Origin of the sequence: Melissospora conviva, assembly GCF_049523535.1 — a bacterium.
Classification (GTDB): Bacteria; Actinomycetota; Actinomycetes; order Mycobacteriales; family Micromonosporaceae; genus Melissospora; species Melissospora conviva.
In genome coordinates, this window is sequence record NZ_JBLLDT010000004.1 from 162,897 (window position 1) to 181,970 (window position 19,074).

General features: G+C 72.8%; 13 protein-coding genes, 1 pseudogene and 1 riboswitch. Of the genes and pseudogenes, 9 read left to right on the forward strand and 5 right to left on the reverse strand.

All coding sequences use genetic code 11. The features are described 5' to 3' along the window. The first annotated feature begins 182 nt into the window (after positions 1 to 182). Positions 183 to 314: riboswitch (SAM riboswitch) on the forward strand. An 11-nt stretch (positions 315 to 325) separates the two neighbouring features. The 4 genes from thrC (at position 326) to paaN (ending at position 5,766) form a co-directional block, all read left to right on the forward strand. Beyond that, positions 326 to 1,627: a threonine synthase gene (gene thrC, locus ACK8GG_RS12125; RefSeq protein WP_440356331.1), complete on the forward strand. Its 1,302-nt coding sequence runs from the start codon at positions 326 to 328 to the stop codon at positions 1,625 to 1,627. 210 nt (positions 1,628 to 1,837) lie between these two features. Further along, a complete protein-coding gene (locus tag ACK8GG_RS12130; protein WP_440356332.1) occupies positions 1,838 to 2,857 on the forward strand; it encodes a GNAT family N-acetyltransferase in 1,020 nt (339 codons plus the stop codon). Between the two features lie 94 nt (positions 2,858 to 2,951). After that, complete coding sequence (locus ACK8GG_RS12135) at positions 2,952 to 3,971, forward strand: GNAT family N-acetyltransferase (protein ID WP_440352405.1); 1,020 nt, start codon at positions 2,952 to 2,954, stop codon at positions 3,969 to 3,971. A 121-nt stretch (positions 3,972 to 4,092) separates the two neighbouring features. After that, positions 4,093 to 5,766, forward strand: a complete 1,674-nt coding sequence (gene paaN, locus ACK8GG_RS12140) for a phenylacetic acid degradation protein PaaN (RefSeq protein ID WP_440356333.1) — start codon at positions 4,093 to 4,095, stop codon at positions 5,764 to 5,766. Here paaN and ACK8GG_RS12145 read toward each other — a convergent pair. Continuing rightward, positions 5,705 to 5,887: pseudogene (locus tag ACK8GG_RS12145) on the reverse strand (hypothetical protein); the annotation flags it as partial. The gene paaN and the pseudogene ACK8GG_RS12145 sit on opposite strands and share 62 nt — an antisense overlap. A gap of 322 nt (positions 5,888 to 6,209) precedes the next feature. On the opposite strand from ACK8GG_RS12145, the gene ACK8GG_RS12150 reads away from it, so the two are divergent. Further along, positions 6,210 to 6,413: a cold-shock protein gene (locus tag ACK8GG_RS12150; RefSeq protein ID WP_440349412.1), complete on the forward strand. Its 204-nt coding sequence runs from the start codon at positions 6,210 to 6,212 to the stop codon at positions 6,411 to 6,413. Positions 6,414 to 7,067: 654 nt separating this feature from the next. Further along, positions 7,068 to 8,690 carry a chaperonin GroEL gene (groL, locus tag ACK8GG_RS12155; RefSeq protein WP_440349413.1) on the forward strand — a complete coding sequence of 541 codons (1,623 nt, stop codon included), beginning with the start codon at positions 7,068 to 7,070 and terminating at the stop codon, positions 8,688 to 8,690. 99 nt (positions 8,691 to 8,789) lie between these two features. Here the strand turns inward: groL and ACK8GG_RS12160 are convergent, their stop codons facing one another. The 3 genes from ACK8GG_RS12160 to ACK8GG_RS12170 all read right to left on the reverse strand — a co-directional run bounded on the left by ACK8GG_RS12160 (position 8,790) and on the right by ACK8GG_RS12170 (position 12,733). Then, on the reverse strand, positions 8,790 to 9,035 hold the full coding sequence (locus ACK8GG_RS12160; RefSeq protein WP_440349414.1) for a hypothetical protein: 246 nt from the start codon (positions 9,033 to 9,035) through the stop codon (positions 8,790 to 8,792). Positions 9,036 to 9,160: 125 nt separating this feature from the next. Then, on the reverse strand, positions 9,161 to 10,084 hold the full coding sequence (locus tag ACK8GG_RS12165; RefSeq protein WP_440356334.1) for a GNAT family N-acetyltransferase: 924 nt from the start codon (positions 10,082 to 10,084) through the stop codon (positions 9,161 to 9,163). 78 nt (positions 10,085 to 10,162) lie between these two features. Further along, a complete protein-coding gene (locus ACK8GG_RS12170) occupies positions 10,163 to 12,733 on the reverse strand; it encodes a S8 family serine peptidase (protein ID WP_440356335.1) in 2,571 nt (856 codons plus the stop codon). 62 nt (positions 12,734 to 12,795) lie between these two features. Here ACK8GG_RS12170 and ACK8GG_RS12175 point away from each other — a divergent pair, with 62 nt between their 5' ends. Next, complete coding sequence (locus tag ACK8GG_RS12175) at positions 12,796 to 14,625, forward strand: glycerol-3-phosphate dehydrogenase/oxidase (RefSeq protein WP_440356336.1); 1,830 nt, start codon at positions 12,796 to 12,798, stop codon at positions 14,623 to 14,625. Between the two features lie 61 nt (positions 14,626 to 14,686). Here the strand turns inward: ACK8GG_RS12175 and ACK8GG_RS12180 are convergent, their stop codons facing one another. Continuing rightward, entirely contained in the window at positions 14,687 to 16,084 is a 1,398-nt protein-coding gene (locus ACK8GG_RS12180) for an FAD-binding oxidoreductase (RefSeq protein WP_440356337.1), read from the reverse strand. 87 nt (positions 16,085 to 16,171) lie between these two features. On the opposite strand from ACK8GG_RS12180, the gene ACK8GG_RS12185 reads away from it, so the two are divergent. After that, positions 16,172 to 17,527: an FUSC family protein gene (locus tag ACK8GG_RS12185; protein ID WP_440352413.1), complete on the forward strand. Its 1,356-nt coding sequence runs from the start codon at positions 16,172 to 16,174 to the stop codon at positions 17,525 to 17,527. Positions 17,528 to 17,574: 47 nt separating this feature from the next. Next, positions 17,575 to 19,074, forward strand: a 1,500-nt coding sequence (locus tag ACK8GG_RS12190; RefSeq protein WP_440356338.1) for a PrsW family intramembrane metalloprotease, incomplete at its 3' end; no start/stop codon positions are given.

Sequence of the window (19,074 nt, forward strand, 5' to 3'; positions counted from 1 at the left end):
GGGGTTTGGGCAGATCTCCGCACCCCGGCACCTTGCTGTTTCGGGCGGGCCGCGGGGCCGGGGGGCTTTCCCCCCCGGGGCCGCGCTGCCGTTGACGGGGAGTGGCAGGTCACAGTTCATTGCATGGGATTGCCGTGCGCGCTTCGGACAATCCGCTCGTAGACTCGAGCGCACAACTGAACACCTCATCCAGAGGGGCAGAGGGATACGGCCCGATGAAGCCCCGGCAACCACCTCGCAGGCTCGACGACGAGCTCGCAGGCAGGTGCCAATTCCGTCCCCGGCGCACCGTGCGACCAGGGGAAAGATGAGAGGAATCCTCGACATGACGTCGACCCTCGGCACTTCCGCCACCGTTTCCGCCACCGCTGGCCCCGCCACCGCCGGCCCCGCCCGCGCGCTGGTCTGTCGTGCCTGCGGCGCGCAGTATCCGCTCGCCGCGCAGCACGCCTGCTACGAGTGTTTCGGCCCGTTGGAGGTCGACTACGACCCGGCTGCGCTGGCCCGGGTTACCCGCGCCGAGATCGAGGCCGGCCCGCAGAACATCTGGCGCTACGCCGGCCTCCTCCCGGCCGGCCAGGACCCCGCGCAGCGGGTCACCCTCGACCCGGGCCTGACCCCGCTGGTCGCTGCCCCGCTGCTCGCCGCCGAGCTGGGCATCACCGCGCCGCTCTGGGTCAAGGACGACAGCGCCAACCCCACCCACTCGTTCAAGGACCGGGTGGTCTCGGTGGCGCTGACCGCCGCCAAGGCGCTCGGTTTCACCCGCTTCGCCTGCGCCTCCACCGGCAACCTGGCCAACTCGGTGGCCGCGCACGGCGCCCGGGCCGGGGTGCCGTCGATCGTCTTCATCCCCAGCGACCTGGAGCAGGGCAAGGTTGTCACCACCGCCGTCTACGGCGGCGAACTGGTTGCCATCGACGGTTCCTACGACGACGTGAACCGGCTCTGCGGTGAACTGGTGGAGACCGACGAGTTCGAGGACACGGCGTTCGTCAACGTCAACGTCCGCCCCTACTACGCCGAGGGCTCCAAGACCCTCGGGTACGAGGTCGCCGAGCAGCTCGGCTGGCGCATCCCGGCCCAGGTGGTCATCCCGATGGCCAGCGGCGAGCTCCTCACCAAGGTCGACAAGGCGTTCAGCGAGCTGGTGGAGATCGGCCTGGTCGAGGCCCCGGCCGGCGGCTGGAAGGTCTTCGGGGCGCAGTCGGCCGGCTGCAACCCGATCGCCACCGCCCTGCACGGCGAGACCGACGTGATCACCCCGGTCAAGCCGACCGGCATCGCCAAGTCCCTCAACATCGGCGACCCCGCCGCCGGCCTCTACGCGCTGGAGGCGGTGCGCCGCACCGGCGGCTGGATGGAGTACGCCGACGACGACGAGATCCGCGACGGGATCCGGCTGCTGGCGCGTACCACCGGGGTCTTCGCCGAGACCGCCGGCGGGGTGACCGTTGCGGTGCTGCGCAAGCTGGTCGCCGCCGGCAAGCTCGACCCGGCGGCCGAGACGGTCGTCTTCAACACCGGCGAAGGGCTCAAGACCCTGGACGCGGTCTCCGCGGCCGGCCCGACGCACCACATCAAGCCGTCGCTGCGCGCCGCCCGCGAGGCCGGCCTGCTCGGCTGACGTGACGGATCGGCGCGCCCAACCCTTGACGTGCCATCGAGGACCGTCGCAAAATGCTGGGTGCGGGGGGACGTCCGCCACAGACTTTCGAGCCGACGCCGGTGGCGTCGCGCGGCCGTTCCCCCCGTCCAAACTTCCTGCTCTGCCCCCGCCGGAGCGCCGCGGCGAAATCCCGTTGCGGCCGCCCGCCGGTTCGGAGACGCTCGGGGCATGGCCATCACCGTCACCCCCTTCACCGCCGCCGACACCGCCGCCGTCGACGCGGCCTACGAGGTCCGGCACACGACACTCGCGACGGACGAACCGGACCGCCCGCCGCCGAGCCGTCGTCGCTTCGTCGCCCGAGTACGCCATCCGATGCCCGGCGAAGAGGTGCGCTGGGCGCTGGCGACCTGCGACGGCGAGGCCGCCGGGTTGCTGGAGCTGACGCTGCCCGACGAGGAGAACAGCGAAAACTCCCACGTCACGATCGAGGTGCACCCGGCGTACCGGCGGCGCGGGGTGGGCCGAGCCCTGCTGGCCGAGGCCCGTCGCACCGTCTCCGCGCTGGGCCGCAAACGGATGCTGACCGAGACCGGATGGGCGCTGCCCGACAGCCAGCCGCACGACGGGGCCGGGGCGGCGTTCGCCCGGGCGGCGGGCTGGCGGCACGTGCAGACCGACGTCATCCGCCGGCTCGACGTGACCGGTCTGGACCAGGCCCGTCTCGACGAACTCCTCGCCGATGCCCACCGCCGGGCCGACGGCTACCGGGTCGTCCGCTGGTACGGCACGACGCCCGAGGAGTACGTCTCCGACGTCGCCTACCTGGAGGGCCGGCTGCTGATCGACGCGCCACTGGGGGAGATGCAGTGGCAGCCGGTGAAGTTCGACGCGGAACGGATCCGGGCCGTTGAGCGGGCGCTCGCGGAGCGCGGCGGCCGGCGGTACAGCGTCGGCGTGCTGCACGAGGCGAGTGGCCGACTGGTGGCCTGGACGCTGCTCGAGGTGTACGAGACCGAGCCCTGGCACGCCTACCAGCAGATCACCCTGGTCGACCCGGCGCACCGGGGCCGGCGGCTCGGGATCCTCGTGAAGATCGAAAATCTCCGGTACGCCCTCGACGCGGAGCCGAAGCTGCGGGTGATCGACACCTTCAACGCCGAGGCGAACAGCCACATGATCGCCATCAACGAGGCGATGGGTTTCGTGGCGACCGGCGCCGAGGCCAGCTGGGAAGAAGAGCTCTGACCGCCGATGCCTGGCGCGCCGGCGGTGCCGGTCGGCCGTCGACCGGTCGCGAAATTGCGTTGCGGCCGGTCGACGGCGCGTACACCCTCGGGGCATGACCGTCACCGTGGCCCGCTTCGGCGCAGCCGACACCGCCTCCGTCAACGCCGCCTTCGAGATCCGCAAGGCGGTCCGGGCCGCGGACATCCCCGACGTCCCGCCGCTGTGCCGCCGCCAGTTCCTCGGGCAGGTCAGCCATCCGATGCCCGGCGCCGAGGCACGCTGGCTGCTGGCGACGTGGAACGGCGAACCGGCCGGTCTGCTGGAGCTGGGGCTGCCCCTGGGGGAGAACAGCGAAAACTCCCACGTAACGATCGAGGTGCATCCGGCGTACCGGCGGCGCGGCGTCGGCACGGCTCTGCTGGCGGAGGCCCGCCGCGTCGTCGCCGGGCTGGGCCGAAAGCGTATCGTGGCCGACACCCTGTGGACGGTCCCCGGTGGGCCGCCGCGTGACGGCGCCGGCGCGGCCTTCGCCGCCGCGATGGGCGGGCAGGAGGTGCTCCGGGACGTCCGCCGTCGGCTCGACGTGACCCGCCTGGAGCAGCCTCGTCTCGACGACTCGCTGGCCGAGGCGTACCGCCGGGCCGACGGCTACCGTCTCGTCCGGTGGCGTGGTGCGGCACCCGAGGAGTACGTCGCCGACGTCGCCCATCTGGAGGGCCGGCTGCTGATGGACGCGCCGCTGGGCGACCTCGAGTGGCAGCCGGAGCAGGTGGACGCCGAACGGATCCGGGCCACCGAGGCGGCGCTCGAGGCGCGTGGCCGCCGCACGTACCACTGTGGCGCGCTGCACGAGGCGAGCGGCCGGCTGGTGGCCTGGACAATGCTCGACCGGGGCGAGACCCCGACATGGCATGCCTGGCAGCAGATCACCCTGGTCGACCCGGCGCACCGGGGCCGACGCCTCGGCCTCCTCGTGAAGATCGAGAATCTGCGGCACATGCTTGCGGCCGAGCCGCAGCTGACCGCCATCGACACCTTCAACGCCGAGTCGAACAGTTACATGATCGCCATCAACGAGGCGATGGGTTTCGAAGCGGTCGACGGAGCGGTCAGCTGGCAGGAAGAGCTGTGACGACCCCGTACGACCGGTCGGCGGCGGGCTGATTGCCCGGCGCGTCGGCGTGTCGCGGCCATGCGGCCGGGATCGGCGGCGAGGGTTGCCCGCCCGGTCGGCCCAATCGGATGATGGCCGCATGACGGAGACCCCGCACCCCTTCTACGCCACCCACTCCGACACCCTCGCCCGGGCGCTGACCGCGATCACCGAGCGCGCCTACTGGTCGAACTATCCGGAGTCGCCCAGCCCTCGCGTCTACGGCGAGCACGCCGCAGCCGAGGGCAAGGCCGCCTTCGAGGCGCTGCTCGGCCGGGACTTCCCGCTCGACCAGCCCGGCGCCGGCGAGCCGGTCGCCACCGAGGTCAGCCCTTTCGGCGTACGGCTGGACGTGCGCTATCCGCACGCGAACGTGGCCGCGCTCATCGACGCCGGCACGGCGGCGCTGCCGGCCTGGCGTGACGCCGGCCCGCAGACCCGGGCCGGGGTCTGCGTGGAGATCCTCGCCCGGCTGCACGCCAACATCTTCGAACTCGCCCACGCGGTGCACGTCACCAGCGGCCAGGCCTTCGTGATGGCCTTCCAGGCCGGTGGCGCGCACGCGCTGGACCGGGCGCTGGAGGCGGTCGCGTACGGCTACGCCGAGATGACCCGCCACCCGGGAGTCGCCGAGTGGGAGAAGCCCGCCGGCAAGGGCGAGCCGCTGCGGATGACGAAGACCTTCCACGTCGTACCGCGCGGGCTGGCGCTGGTGGTCGGCTGCAACACCTTCCCGACGTGGAACTCGTACCCGGGGCTCTTCGCCTCGCTGGTCACCGGCAACCCGGTCATCATCAAGCCGCACCCGGGCGCGGTGCTGCCGCTGGCGATCACCGTGCGCTACGCCCGCCAGGTCCTCACCGAGGCCGGCTTCGACCCGAACCTGGTGCAGCTCGCCGCCGAGGCGCCCGGCGAGAAGCTCGCCTCCGACCTGGCCCTGCACCCCGCTGTCAAGATCGTCGACTTCACCGGCTCCACCGAGTACGGCGACTGGCTCGAGGCGCACGCCCGGCAGGCATCGGTCTACACCGAGAAGGCCGGGGTCAATACGATCGTCGTCGACTCCACCGACGACTTCGCCGGCATGTGCCGCAACATCGCGTTCTCGCTGACGCTCTACAGCGGGCAGATGTGCACCACCCCGCAGAACCTCCTCATCCCGGCCGACGGCATCGCCACCGAGCAGGGCCACAAGAGCTTCGACGAGGTGACCGGGGGGATCGCCGCCGCGGTCGGCAAGCTCACCGCCGATCCGGCGCGCGGCGTGGAGTTCACCGGCGCCATCGTCAACGACGGCGTGCTCGACCGCCTCAATGCCGTGACCCGCGCCGGTACGGCGGTGCTGCCGTCGCGGACGGTGGAGCACCCGGCCTACCCCGAGGCCGTGGTGCGTACCCCCACCGTCGTCCGGCTCGCTGCCGAGGACGTGCAGACGTACGGCCGGGAGTGGTTCGGGCCGATCTCCTTCGCGGTCGCGACCGGCTCCACCGAGGAGAGCCTGCGGATCTTCCGGGAGACCGTCGGACGCAAGGGGGCGCTGACCGCGGCCGTCTACTCCACCGACGAGAAGGTCCTCGACGCGATGGAGAGCGCCGCGATCGATGTCGGGGTGCACCTGTCCTGCAACCTCACCGGTGGCGTCTTCGTCAACCAGTCGGCGGCCTTCTCCGACTTCCACGCCAGCGGGGCCAACCCGGCGGCGAACGCCGCCCTCACCGACGGCGCGTACGTCGCCAACCGGTTCCGCGTCGTGCAGAGCCGCCGCCACAGCTGAGCGGCCGCGGGTTCCGCTTCGCGCCGAAGCGGAACCCGCCCGCGGGCGCCCGGTGGTTGCCGACGACCACCTCCAGCATCAGCTCCGGCCGGCTGCAGGCGCGTGACCAGGCGGCGGCAGCCGGGTTCTCCCGCCGGGAACGGCATTCAGCGGGGCGGCTGCGCCGGTCGCCGCGGGCTGTCGCGTGCACAGTGGAACAGCCGCCGCCGCGCCCGACTGTCACATTCCGTACGGCAGCGACAGGCGACGATGCGGAATGGCCTGTGCACCGCTCGCGGTCGTCGTTTTCGGGTAGTGCGGTTGAGTGACGGCTCGTGTACCGTGCGATTTCTGTCGCCATTACGCATCGGTGATCGCCGCTGCGTACACGGCGCAGCCGGGCGGTATTCGCGCTGCCCGGAGAGTCGGAGTGCAACAGCAGCGGCTGAGTGAGGAAGTGCACCGTGGCGCAAGGCACCGTCAAGTGGTTCAACAGCGAAAAGGGCTATGGTTTCATCGCCGTCGATGGTGGGCAGGACGTTTTCGTCCACTTCACGGCGATTGAGATGGACGGCTACAAGGCTCTCGACGACGGCCAGCGAGTCGAGTTCGAGATCGGCCAGGGGCAGAAGGGGCCGCAGGCGGAGCAGGTGCGAATCGTCGCCTGATCCCGTCCCTTTTCGTTCACCGCTCCCGGTAACCCCTCGGGACGCGACGATCGGTCTTTCGAGATCTTCCCGTCCGCCGAGCGGTGAGCGCCGCTCGCCGTAGCCGCTCGCTGCCGCGCCGTCGCCAGGGACGGTGCGGCAGCGGCCCCGGCGGCTCTGGCCGCTCCTTCGATTGCGGCCCCCTGGTGCGCCCGCCGTCAGCGCCGGTGACGTTCCCGGCCGGCCCCTCCGGCCTCGCGCCCTCCGCGCCGGCTCCGGCCGCGTGGCCTCCGCGCCGGCTCTGGCCTCGCGCCCTCCCGGCCCCAGGCGCTTCTCCCGGGTCGGCGCCGGCTCGCGGCGGGCCCCGCTTCTCGTGCGTGAACAGTCTCCGACTCGCCGTCGAACTCGCCGCATGCTCGCCGGTTGCGCTTGCACTCGGCATGCCAGAGTGCTAAACAGTGATTGGCACTCGCGGTGTGCGAGTGCCAATGGTCGGGGCGGTAGGGCCACGGTCGTCCATCCCACGGTGGGCGGTACGGGGCCGGTCGTCGCGGGCTGTCCGCCCGGCCGACGGATGTCCCTGTCGCGAGACAGAGACGTCCCAAGGGCGTAAGCAGGCGGCACATCCGGGCCGGCAGGTCCGAATGCCGTGAGTGTCCAGGAGGACAACACCGTATGGCCAAGATGATCGCGTTCGACGAAGAGGCGCGCCGCGGCCTCGAGCGGGGCATGAACCAGCTCGCTGACGCCGTAAAGGTGACGCTCGGCCCGAAGGGCCGCAACGTCGTGCTCGAGAAGAAGTGGGGTGCCCCCACCATCACCAACGATGGTGTGAGCATCGCCAAGGAGATCGAGCTCGAGGACCCGTACGAGAAGATCGGCGCTGAGCTGGTCAAGGAGGTCGCCAAGAAGACCGACGACGTTGCCGGTGACGGCACGACGACGGCGACCGTCCTGGCCCAGGCTCTGGTCCGCGAGGGCCTGCGCAACGTCGCGGCCGGCGCGAACCCGATGGCCCTGAAGCGGGGCATCGAGGCCGCCGTCGCGAGCGTCTCGGAGGAGCTGCACAAGCTCGCCAAGGACGTTGAGACCAAGGAGCAGATCGCCTCCACCGCCTCCATCTCCGCTGGTGACAGCAGCGTCGGCGAGATCATCGCCGAGGCGATGGACAAGGTCGGCAAGGAAGGCGTCATCACTGTCGAGGAGAGCAACACCTTCGGTCTGGAGCTTGAGCTCACCGAGGGCATGCGCTTCGACAAGGGCTACATCTCGGCCTACTTCATGACCGACCCGGAGCGTATGGAGGCCGTCTTCGACGACCCCTACATCCTGATCGCGAACAGCAAGATCTCGACCGTCAAGGACATCCTGCCGGTCCTCGAGAAGGTCATGCAGTCGGGCAAGCCGCTGGTGATCATCGCCGAGGACGTCGAGGGCGAGGCCCTGGCGACCCTGGTCGTGAACAAGGTCCGCGGCACCTTCAAGTCGGTCGCCGTCAAGGCGCCGGGCTTCGGTGACCGTCGCAAGGCCATGCTCGCCGACATCGCCATCCTCACCGGTGGCCAGGTCATCAGCGAGGAGGTCGGCCTCAAGCTGGACGCCGCCGGTCTCGAGGAGCTCGGCCGCGCCCGCAAGGTCGTCATCACCAAGGACGAGACCACCATCGTCGACGGTGCCGGTGACGCCGAGCAGATCCAGGGCCGGGTCAACCAGATCCGGGCCGAGATCGACCGCAGCGACTCCGACTACGACCGTGAGAAGCTGCAGGAGCGGCTGGCCAAGCTGGCCGGCGGCGTCGCGGTGATCAAGGTCGGCGCGGCCACCGAGGTCGAGCTCAAGGAGCGCAAGCACCGCATCGAGGACGCCGTTCGCAACGCGAAGGCCGCCGTCGAAGAGGGCATCGTCCCCGGTGGTGGCGTCGCGCTGGTGCAGGCCGGCAAGACCGCCTTCGAGAAGCTGGACCTGGTCGGCGACGAGGCGACCGGTGCCAACATCGTCAAGGTCGCGCTGGACGCGCCGCTGCGGCAGATCGCGGTCAACGCCGGCATGGAGGGTGGCGTGGTCGTCGACCGCGTCCGCAACCTCGAGACCGGCCACGGCCTCAACGCCGCCAACGGCGAGTACGTCGACCTGCTGGCCGCGGGCATCATCGACCCGGCCAAGGTGACGCGCTCGGCGCTGCAGAACGCCGCCTCCATCGCGGCTCTCTTCCTCACCACCGAGGCCGTCGTCGCGGACAAGCCGGAGAAGAACTCCGCTGCCCCGGCCGGCCCGGGTGGCGGAGAGATGGACTTCTGAGTCCAGCTCCACCGGACCTCCGGGTCCCGCTCCACAGCAGAAACCGCGAGGGCGGGCCGCGTAAGCGGTCCGCCCTCGCGGCGTTGCACCCGCCGGCCTTCAGTTCGCCAGCGGGTCGGCCCGCCCTCGGCGGCGGGCCCTCGTCAGTGGGGCCGGCACCTGGACCGGCGCGTCCACCGGCGCCGCCGGCTCCTCCGACCACAGGTCGGTGAAGCCGTCCATCTCGGCCTGCTGCATCACGTCCCCGAAATCCCGCAGGTAGACGGGTCCTGTCGTACGTGGCTGCCGCAGCGGTTCCAGTGTCGCGGGTCGGAGATCCGTGATGACTTCGTCGTCTTCGGTCATGACCTCCTCCTCTCGATGACACGGTAGGCCGCGAGAAGAGTCGATACGGCAGAACGGATCAATGCGCCGATCATGCCCGTCATACCGCGAATGCCCGTTTTCCTCCTCGGCGTCGGCGGATCAGTTCACGGCCGCAGCGATTTGCGGAACTGGAAGAAGACCCGCTCGATCCGCGCGCCGACCGCATCGGCGTAGAAGGGCTCCGGCCCGACCCAGCCGATCTGCACACTCCGGACGCCGGCGGCGTACTGGTCGCGCAGGCAGCGCCGCAGCAGCACCCGGCCGATGCCGAGCCCCGTCGCGCCGGGGAACGTCCCCATCGGCCCGAACCAGCTCGGCCGCGCCGACCCGTACGCGGCGAAGCCCAGTAGTTGCCCGCCGCGGAGCGCCACCTGACAGCCGGCACCCGCGCGGCCGATCGAGTGGGCCACCTCCACCGGCCAGGCGCCGGCGAAGTGCGCCTCGACCGCTGCGGCCAGGGCGTCCTGGTCGGCGGCAGCGGCCCGCCGCACCGTGATGCCGGCGGCCGCCAGGCGGTGCTCGTCGTCGGCGGTTCGCAGCTGCGCCACCCGGCTGTCGTCGGTGAGGTCGACGCTCATGTTCCACGCCGTACGGTCCTGCCGGTAACCGGTGCGCCGGGCCAGGCAGATCGCCGGGGTGTACCCCACGTCGACGCCGGGCCAGGCGTAGTACGGCGGATTGCCCGCCAGCCGCACCTCGTAGGCGCCCGCGGCAGCGAGCAACCGCTCGGTGCCGGCCAGCAACGCCCGCCCCACTCCGACCCGCCGGTGCGCCGGGGCCACCGCCAGCAGGTCCAGGTGGCCGCTGTGCCGGTCGCGGCTGCCGACCGAGCTCAACGCGACACCCGCGACCTCGCCATCGACCACCGCGACCAACCCAGGGGTACGGCCGGGGGACTCGCACAGCCGGGCGATGATCTCCGCCGCCTCCGGGGCGTCCCGCACCGGGTCCAGCGCCGCACGGCAGAGCCGCACCACAGCGGGCAGCTGATCCTCGGAGAGCTCGACCACGCTGAATTCCCCGGACATGGCGACGACCTTAACGCCCGCCCACCGGATTCCCCGGCCCCGAACCGGCCCTTCGCGGCTGCGCTGCCGGGGCTCCCATCAGGAAAGGGTGCTCTGCGCGGCCACCACCGCCGCGTACGCGTCGACCAGCCCCGACCCGACCACGTTGCGCGGGTCGCCGCAGTCGTCCGCGCCCGCCCGGGCCGGTCCGGTGGTCTCCCGCAGGATCCGGCTGGTCGTCGCGACATCCCCGATCAGCTGCGGATACGCCGACCACATCAGTGCCACCACGCCGGCGACCTGCGGGGTGGCCATCGAGGTGCCGTCCAGGGCGGAGAAGCCGCCACCGGGCATCGCCGAGACCACGTCGGCGCCGGGGGCAACCACGTCGGGCTTGCCCACTCCACCCGGGGCCGGTCCGCGACTGGAGAAGTCGGTCGCGGTGGCGCTGCGGTCCACCGCGCCGACGGTGAAGACATCGGCGTACGGCGCGGGCGGGTCCTCGATCGAGCCGCAGCGCGGGCCGGTGTTGCCCGCGGCGGCGACCACGAAGATCCCGGCGGCGGTCAGCGCCGTCGCCGCCGGACGCAGCGACGCCGGGTCGCAGCCCTCGATCGGCGGGCAGCCCCAGGAGTTGGTCAGCACGTGTGGCGCCCGCTCCGGACGGCCGTCGGTGAACGCGTCACCGCCGGCCGGGAAGGGAGCCAGCATGTACTGGAGGCAGTCCAGGTAGCGCGCCGGGTTGCCGAGGTTGCGGTCGAGGTTCACGCAGCCGACCCAGCGCGAACCGGGGGCCACCCCGATCCCCTCGGCGCCGACCGCGCTACCGAGGGTGTGCGTGCCGTGCCCGCCGACGTCGGCCGGGGCGGGCGTGGCGTTCCACGGGTCGTACCAGGAGTCGTCGCCGCCGCGGAACGAGGCGGCGAGCGCCGGATGCGTGCCGTCCACACCGGAGTCGGAGGTGCCGACGACGATGCCGGCGCCGTCGACGCCCAGCTCGCTCCAGACGTCGTCGGCGCGCAGCAGCCGGATGTTCCAGGCGACCCCGGTCGGGGCCGGAGCATCACCGCCGGCCTGTGCCGGGGCCGCCGGCAGCGGGCGCAGCCGCTGGCTGACCAGCACCCGGGACACCTCCGGCCGCCGGGCCAGCCACGCCCGTACGGCCGGGCCGGCGTCGACCTCGATCGCGTTCACCAGGTAGTACGGCGTGTACGACACGCCCAGCCGGTCCAGCTCGTCGCGCAGCGGCGCCTGCGAGCGTTCGGCGGTCTCCACCAGCCGCCGGTAGACCTCCCGGGCACGCGCATCGCGCCCCGCCTGCCCCGGCTCGCCCCGCACCGCGCCGAGGTCGGCCTGCTCGGTCAGCACCACGAAGAGCCGCTCCCCGTAGAAGCCGGGGCGGCCGGGCCCGGTGTAGACCGCCGCGGCGGCCAGCACCAGCACCGCGACCGTGGCGGCGGCGACCGGCCGCCGGACCACACGGCCGCGCCGGGTGAGTGCCAGTGCGCCGTACCCGAGGCCCAGGACCAGTCCGGCGGCGAGCGAGACGACAGTCGCCACCGCCACCCAGTAGGGCACGTCGCGGCCCATGGCGAGCAGCAGCGAGATCTCCTCCGGGTCGGCGAACGCCAGCGGACCGAAGACCACCGGAGCGACCAGCCAGGCGACCGCGGCGGGCGCGCCGGGCCGGCCCGCATTCAACGCGAACTGCTGCACGGCGGCGAGGGCGAACGCCGCCGCGGGCAGGGTTACCAGCAGCGCCAGTTGGGTGCCGGAATGGCCGGTGCCGGCCCCGATCAGCAGCAACGCCACCCCGGCCACCAGACCACCGGCCAGCACCGTCCGCACGGGACGCGCGCCGCCCTCGACCCGGTACGCCGCCCAGAACGGTCCGTCGAGCACCGCGCCGGCGAGCAGGCCCACCGCGACCGCGGCGGCCAGCGCACAGACCGTCTCGGCCACCCCGCCGAGCGCGCCGACCCAGAGCCACGGCAGCAGCATCAGCACGCCGACCGCGAACGCCGGCACCGCCGCCGGCCAGCTCGTCCGCCGGGCCGGCCGCTCGTCGACCACCCCGGCGCCCGTACCCGTGGCGGGCTGGTCGGTCGTGGTGTCCGTGGTGGGCTGGTCGGTCGTGGCTTCGGCGTCGGTATCCGTGGCGGACCGCCCGGTCGGAGTCACAGTGGCCGTGTCGGGAGCGGGCGCGCCGACACGGCGGCGGCGGTTGCGCAGCCGCAGGGCGACGGCGAGCAGACCCGCGACGAGCGCGGTCAGCAGCAGATAGAGCTCGTGCGCGCCGATCGGCACCGCCCGGAGCGCGCCGAGCAGCGCCAGCGCCACCACCGCGGCCAGCCACGCGCGCCCGGCCGCGCGGATCGCCGCCGAGCGGGGCAGCGTCGCCAGCAGCAGCACCGGAACGAGCACCAGCACCGCGTTCAGCACGGCCACGACCGGCCACTGCCAGGCCACGGCCGTCAGTCCGAGCAGCAGCAGGACCTGCTCCACCAGCCAGCCCGCCGACTGGCAGAGCACGGTGACGCCGACCGCCCAGCCGCCGGTCAGCACCGCGGCGACCACCGCCCACGGCGAGGGGGCAGGCGCGGGCGGCGGCCCGGCGGAATCCCAGGAGGGAGGCGGTGGCGGCGGGAACTGCGGCGGTCCGACCTGCATTCCCAGCAGCGTACGGTGCCGCCGCATCTCTGCCGTGCCGTGTCGCCGGTTACCGTGGGGTGGTGCGTGACCCGAACCTCTCCCGCGCCACGGCCGGGCGGCTCTCCTCAGACCGGCGCCGAAGCGACCTGCACCGGCTGCGTACCGAAGAATTCGACGTGCTCGTCATCGGCGGCGGCGTCACCGGCGCCGGCGCCGCCCTCGACGCGGCCTCCCGCGGCCTGAAGGTGGCACTGGTCGAGGCCCGCGACTACGCCTCCGGCACCTCCAGCCGCTCCAGCAAACTGATCCACGGCGGACTGCGCTACCTGGAGCAGTTGGAGTTCGGGCTGGTCCACGAGGCGCTCACCGAGCGGGGGCTGCTCGCCACCCGGCTCGCGCCGCACCTGGTCCGGCCGGTGCCGTTCCTGGTGCCGCTGCCGGCCGGCGACGGGGTACGTGCCCTGCCCGCCCGGGCCGCGCGCCGGGCCTACTACGGCCTCGGCGTGGCCGCGTACGACATCTTCGCCGGCATCTTCGGGCACGGCCGGGGCATGCCGCTGCACCGGCACCTGACCCGGGAAACCGCCCGCCGGGTCTTCCCCAGCCTGCGCGGCGACGTCCTGGCCGGCGCGATCCGCTACTACGACGGCCAGGTCGACGACGCCCGGCTGGTGGTGACCCTGGCCCGCAGCGCCGCCGCCCTCGGCGCGGTGACCGTCACCAGCGCCCGCGCGGTCGGGCTGGTCCGCCAGGCCCGCGAGGTCACCGGAGTGCGGGTACGCGACCTGGAAGCCACCCCGGACTCGCCGGACGCGGAGTTCACCGTCAGTGCCCGTACCGTCATCGGCGCCACCGGGGTGTGGAGCGACGACATGTCCCGGATGCTCAACGACGCCGGACTGCGCCCCGGGCTGCGCGTACGGGCCTCCAAGGGTGTGCACCTGGTGGTGCCGAGGTCGGCCGTCAACGGCGAGACGGGGCTCATCCTGCGTACCGCGAGCTCGGTGCTCTTCGTCATCCCCTGGGGCGGGCACTGGATCATCGGCACCACCGACACCGACTGGCAGCTCGACCGGGCCCACCCGGCGGCCTCCGCCCGCGACATCGACTACCTGCTGGACCAGGTCAACACCGTGCTGGACCGGCCGTTGACCCACGCCGACATCGAGGGCGTCTACGCCGGGCTGCGGCCGCTGCTCTCCGGCGAGGCCGACTCCACCTCCAAACTCTCCCGCACCCACGCCGTGGTCGAGCCGATGCTCGGGCTGCTGCTGGTCGCCGGGGGCAAGTACACGACGTACCGGGTGATGGCCGCCGACGTCGTCGACCGCGCGGTGCGCCGGCTCGGCGGCGGGCGCCGGTCACGGACGGCGGATCTGCCGCTGCTCGGCGCCGACGGCTACCCGGCGCTCTGGCGGGACCGGGCCGACCTGGCCCGGCGGCACGGTGTGGCGGTCGGGGTCGTCGAGCACCTGCTGGAGCGGTACGGCAGCCTCGCCCTGGAGGTGCTGGCGCTGGCCGACGCCGACCCGGGGCAGGCCCAGCCGCTACCCGGCGCCCCGGAGTACCTCGCCGCCGAGGTGACGTACGCCGCGCAGGCCGAAGGGGCGCTGCACCTGGAGGACGTGCTGATCCGGCGTACCCGGATCTCCATCGAGACCGCGCACCGCGGCGCCGAGACCGCCGAACGGGCGGCGGAGCTGATGGGTGATGTGCTCGGCTGGGACGCGGAAGCGCGGGCCCGGGAGGTGGCGCACTACCTGGCCCGGGTGGAGGCGGAGCGGCGGTCGCAGCGGATGCCGGATGACGCGCGCGCCGACGCCGTGCGGCTCGGCGTGCTCGACGCGCGTGGCTTCGCCGCCGACCGGGCAGTCGAACCGGGCAGCCAGGCGCTCGCTTCCGGGCGCTGAACAAGGCAGCCAGGCTCGCTTCCGGGCGCTGAGGCGGGCCTGCCGAGGCGGTGCGCCCCGTTCAGAGGACCTTGCCGGGGTTGAACAGTCCCGTCGGGTCCAGTGCGTCCTTGATCGCCTGCTGCACCCGCATCCCGACAGGGCCGATCTCCCGGGCCAGCCACTCGCGCTTGAGCAGCCCCACGCCGTGTTCGCCGGTGCAGGTCCCGCCGAGATCCAGGCCGAGCTGCATGATCGCGTCGAAGGCGCGACGTCCGCGCGCCACACTCTCCGGGTCGGCGCGGTCGACGACGATGTTCGGGTGCATGTTGCCGTCCCCGGCGTGCCCGACGACACCGATCGGCACGTCGCACTCGGCGGCGATACGGCTCACCCCGTCCAGCAGGGCGGCGAGCGCGTCGCGGGGCACGGCGACATCGTCGATGATCACCCCGCCGTTGCCGGCCGGGTAGGTCTGCGCGGCCAGGTGCTCCATGGCAGGGTGGGCCAGCCGCCGCGCCTGGAGCAGGGCCGCCGCCTCCACCGGGTCGGTGGCCGTGAAGATCTCCGCCGCCCCGGCCGCCCGGCACGCCTGGGCCAGCCGCTCCACGTCCTGCGCGGCGCGGGGACCGGTGTCGGCAGCGGCCAGCAGCAGCGCCTGCGCGTCGGTGCGCAACCCCATCGGCCGGTACGCCTCGATGGCCCGCAGATGTGTCTGGTCGAGCAGCTCCAGCAGGCTCGGGCTCAACCCGTCCGAGGCGATCCGGGCCACCGCCGTGCCGGCGGCGGCGGTGGAGTCGAAGACCGCCACCAGGGTCAGCGACTCCTCCGGGGCGGGACGCAGCGACAGGGTGATCTCGGTGATCACACCGAGGGTCCCCTCGGAGCCGACGAAGAGCCGGGTCAGGTCGTAGCCGGCCACCCCCTTCGGCGTACGGCGCCCGGTGCGCAGCACCTCTCCGGTGGCGAGGACGACCTCCAGCCCGAGGACGTACTCGGTTGTCACGCCGTACTTCACGCAGCACATGCCGCCGGCGTTGGTGGAGACATTGCCGCCGATGGTCGAGGACTCCCAGGAGCCCGGATCCGGCGGGTAGTAGAGCCCTTTCGCGGACACGGCGGCGGCCAGGGTGGCGTTGACCACGCCGGGCTGCACCGTGGCGGTGCGGTTGACCGGGTCGATGTCGCAGATCCGGTCCATCGCGGTGAGGCTGATCAGGACGGCCCCGTCCACGGCGTTGGCCGCTCCGGCCAGACCGGTGCGCGCTCCCTGCGGGACCACCGGAGCGCCGTGGCGGGCGGCGGCGCGGACCGCGGCGGCGACCTCGTCGGTGCTGCGCGGCCGGACCACCACCAGTGGGTTGCCGGCGACGCAGAGGTCGGCCTCGTCCCGCTGGTAGCTGCGCAGCAGGTCCGGATCGGTCAGGACGGCGGCCTCGCCGAGGGCGTCGCGAAGGTCTCTCAGCAGGGAGGGGGACATGGCGGCAAGGCTAGTTCCCCCCGGCAGGCGGCGGCCATGCCGCCCGGAGAAGGAGCATGCTGTCCGGCGCGGTGGGTAGACGCCACCGTGGCCCAGGCGCGCAGTGTCGTCCCCGGCCTGGCGACCCACGTCGGCAGGCCAGGGATCAGCGATGCCCGGCGCCGCGACGAAGAGCGGGTGGCCCAGCTGGTACGGCGACTCAGCCGGCCCGCTGCCCACCGGATCCAGGACCGGGCCTACCACCTGCGCCGCGTGTACGGTGTGGCGCTGCAGGCGGGCATGGCGGTCGCCATCGCCTGGGCCGGCGCACTCTGGCTGACCGGCGCCCCGTCGCCGGTCTTCGCCCCGACCGCGGCGGTCGCCACGATCGCCTCGAGTACCGGCCGGCGGCTGCGCCGCAGCATCGAACTCATCGTCGGCATCGTGCTCGGCATCGCGGTGGGCAACGCGTTCGTGGAGGCCGTCGGTGCGGGCTTCTGGCAGATGGGGGCGATCGTGACCCTCGCGATCCTCGCCGCGGTGAGTGTCGGTGGCAGCGTGCCGGTGGTGAACCAGGCCGCGTCGACCGCCGTGCTGCTGGTGGCGGTCACACCGCAGGGGCGCAACATCGAGGTGAGCCGGATCATGGAGGCGCTGATCGGCGGCGGCGCGGCCCTGCTGGTGACCAGCGTCCTGCTGCCGCTGAATCCGCTGCGACTGATCAACCGATCGGCCGCGCCGGCCTTCGATGAGGTCTCGAAGCAGCTCTGCGCGACCGCGAAGGCGCTGCTCGACCGGAATGCCAAGGAGGCGGACCAGGCGTTGACCGCGATGCGCGCCGGTCAGCGCCATCTGGCGCTCTTCGGTGACGCGATCGACGGCGCGAAGGAAGCGATCACCCTCTCGCCGGTCCAGCGGCGGCGCCGGGACACGGTGACGCATTACATCGCCGCCGGTGATCCGGTCAATCGTGCCTTCACCAACAGCAGCGCCCTGATTCGCCGGGCCGTCACCCTCATCGAGGATGACGAGCCGGTCCCGCCGGGGATGGTCGACGCCGTGCAGGAACTCGGGGCGTCGTTTCGGCTCCTGCTGCGGGAGTTCAGCGTCGGCAGGTCCGAGCCGCAGCAGGCCCGCGAGCAGGTGCTGCGTGCGGTCGCCTCGGCCGGCCGGGCGTACGCGACAGGGTTGGGGCTCTCCGGCAGCGTGGTGATCGCGCAGGTGCGGACCACCGCCAGCGAAGTCATCCGGGCCACCGGTCTCAGCCAGGAACAGGCGAACGAGCTGATTCGGGAGGCGTTCGGCGACCGGCGCCAGGACCGGCCGCACCCGCGGGTGCCGCGGGTGCCGCTGCCGCAGCCCGAGAAGCCAGGACCGGATCCGGGCTCCGCGCCTCGCGGCAACCGGCCGCGGCGCGACGACGGGCCCGAGCCACAGGAGCACGGCGGCCGTCCGGTCGGCTGACCGGCGCGGGAGTGGGCCACCGCGGCGGCCGCCGGTGGTTGCCGTGAATGCGGGGCGTCGGCGTGGGCGCCGCTCGTTACGCTGACCGCATGGTCGACAACCCGCCCGGCGCCAACCCACATCGGCCCACCGCCGCCGTCGCGCCGGCACCCGGCCACGGCGGGCTGCCGAAGACCACCTCCTGGCCGAACTGGCTGCGGTACCTGCTCCTGGCCGGCACCGTTCTGCTGATCGCGGCGTGCGCCCTCTACATGGCGTACGAGCTCGGGGTGAACCTGGGCGTCGAGGCGCTGCTGGTCGGCACGGCCGCGGCGGTCCTGCCGGTACCGCTGCTCATCGGGGCGTTCCTCTGGCTCGACCGCTACGAGCCGGAGCCGGTCCGGTACCTCGCATTCTGCTTCGCCTGGGGCGCTTTCGTCTCGACGGCGGCCTCGCTGACGGTCAACACGTTCTGGGCCGGAGTCTTCGAGGAGATGGGGCTGCCGGACGCACTGACCGCGGTGCTGGTCGCGCCCTTCATCGAGGAGCTGACCAAGACCCTCGGGCCGATCCTGCTGCTGGTGCTGCGCCGCCGGGAGTGGTCCGGCATCATCGATGGAATCGTCTACTGCGGCATCTCCGCGGTGGGCTTCGCGATGGTGGAGAACATCCTCTACCTCGGTGGCCACGGCTACGCCGCCGGCACCAGCGAGTACGGCCCGGCGACCGGCGCCACGATGCTCTTCGGCATCTTCATCGTCCGGATCCTGCTCTTCGGCTTCGCGCATCCGCTCTTCACGGCGCTGGCCGGTATCGGGCTGGGCCTGGCCGCGCGGTCGGCGCGCCGGCGGGTGCAGATCCTCGCACCGCTCGCCGGCCTGATCCTCGCGATGATGCTGCACGGCCTCTGGAACCTGCTGCCGTCGCTGGTCAGCGCGACCGGCGAGACCCTCGTCATGGTCTACGGCTACCTCGCCGTGATCTTCCCGATCTTCTTCGCGATGGTCGGCCTGGCCATGTGGCTGCGCGGCTGGGAGGGACGGCTCACCGAGCGGACCCTGCCCGGCTATGTCCGGGCCGGCTGGTTCGCGCCGCCGGAGGTCGCGGCGCTCGGCAGCCTCGGCCGCCGGCACGCCGCCCGCAGCTGGGCCAGGCGCGTCGGCGGGGAGCCGGCCCGTGCGGCGATGCGCGACTTCCAGTTCGCGGCCACCCGGCTGGCGCTGCTGCGCGACCGGATGCAGCGCGGACTCGACACCAGCCCCGCTGACCGGGAGCGCAGCAGCCGGGAAGAGCAGCAGTTGCTCACCGCGATCACCGGATACCGCCCGTACTTCACCGCTCGGGACCCGCAGACCCCGGCGGCCCGGTGGGACGGCCTGCACTACCACCTGAAGTTCCCCGACGGCAGCGTGCGACAGGTGCCGGCGGCCGACGAGCCGGTGGTGCCGATTCCGGTGCTGCTGGCCCCGCCCGCCTACGGCCCGCCGGTGTACGGCTCACCGACGTACGGCCTGCCCGCCGCCGGGTCGCCCGGGTACGGACCGCCCGGGTATGGCCCGCCTGCCTAC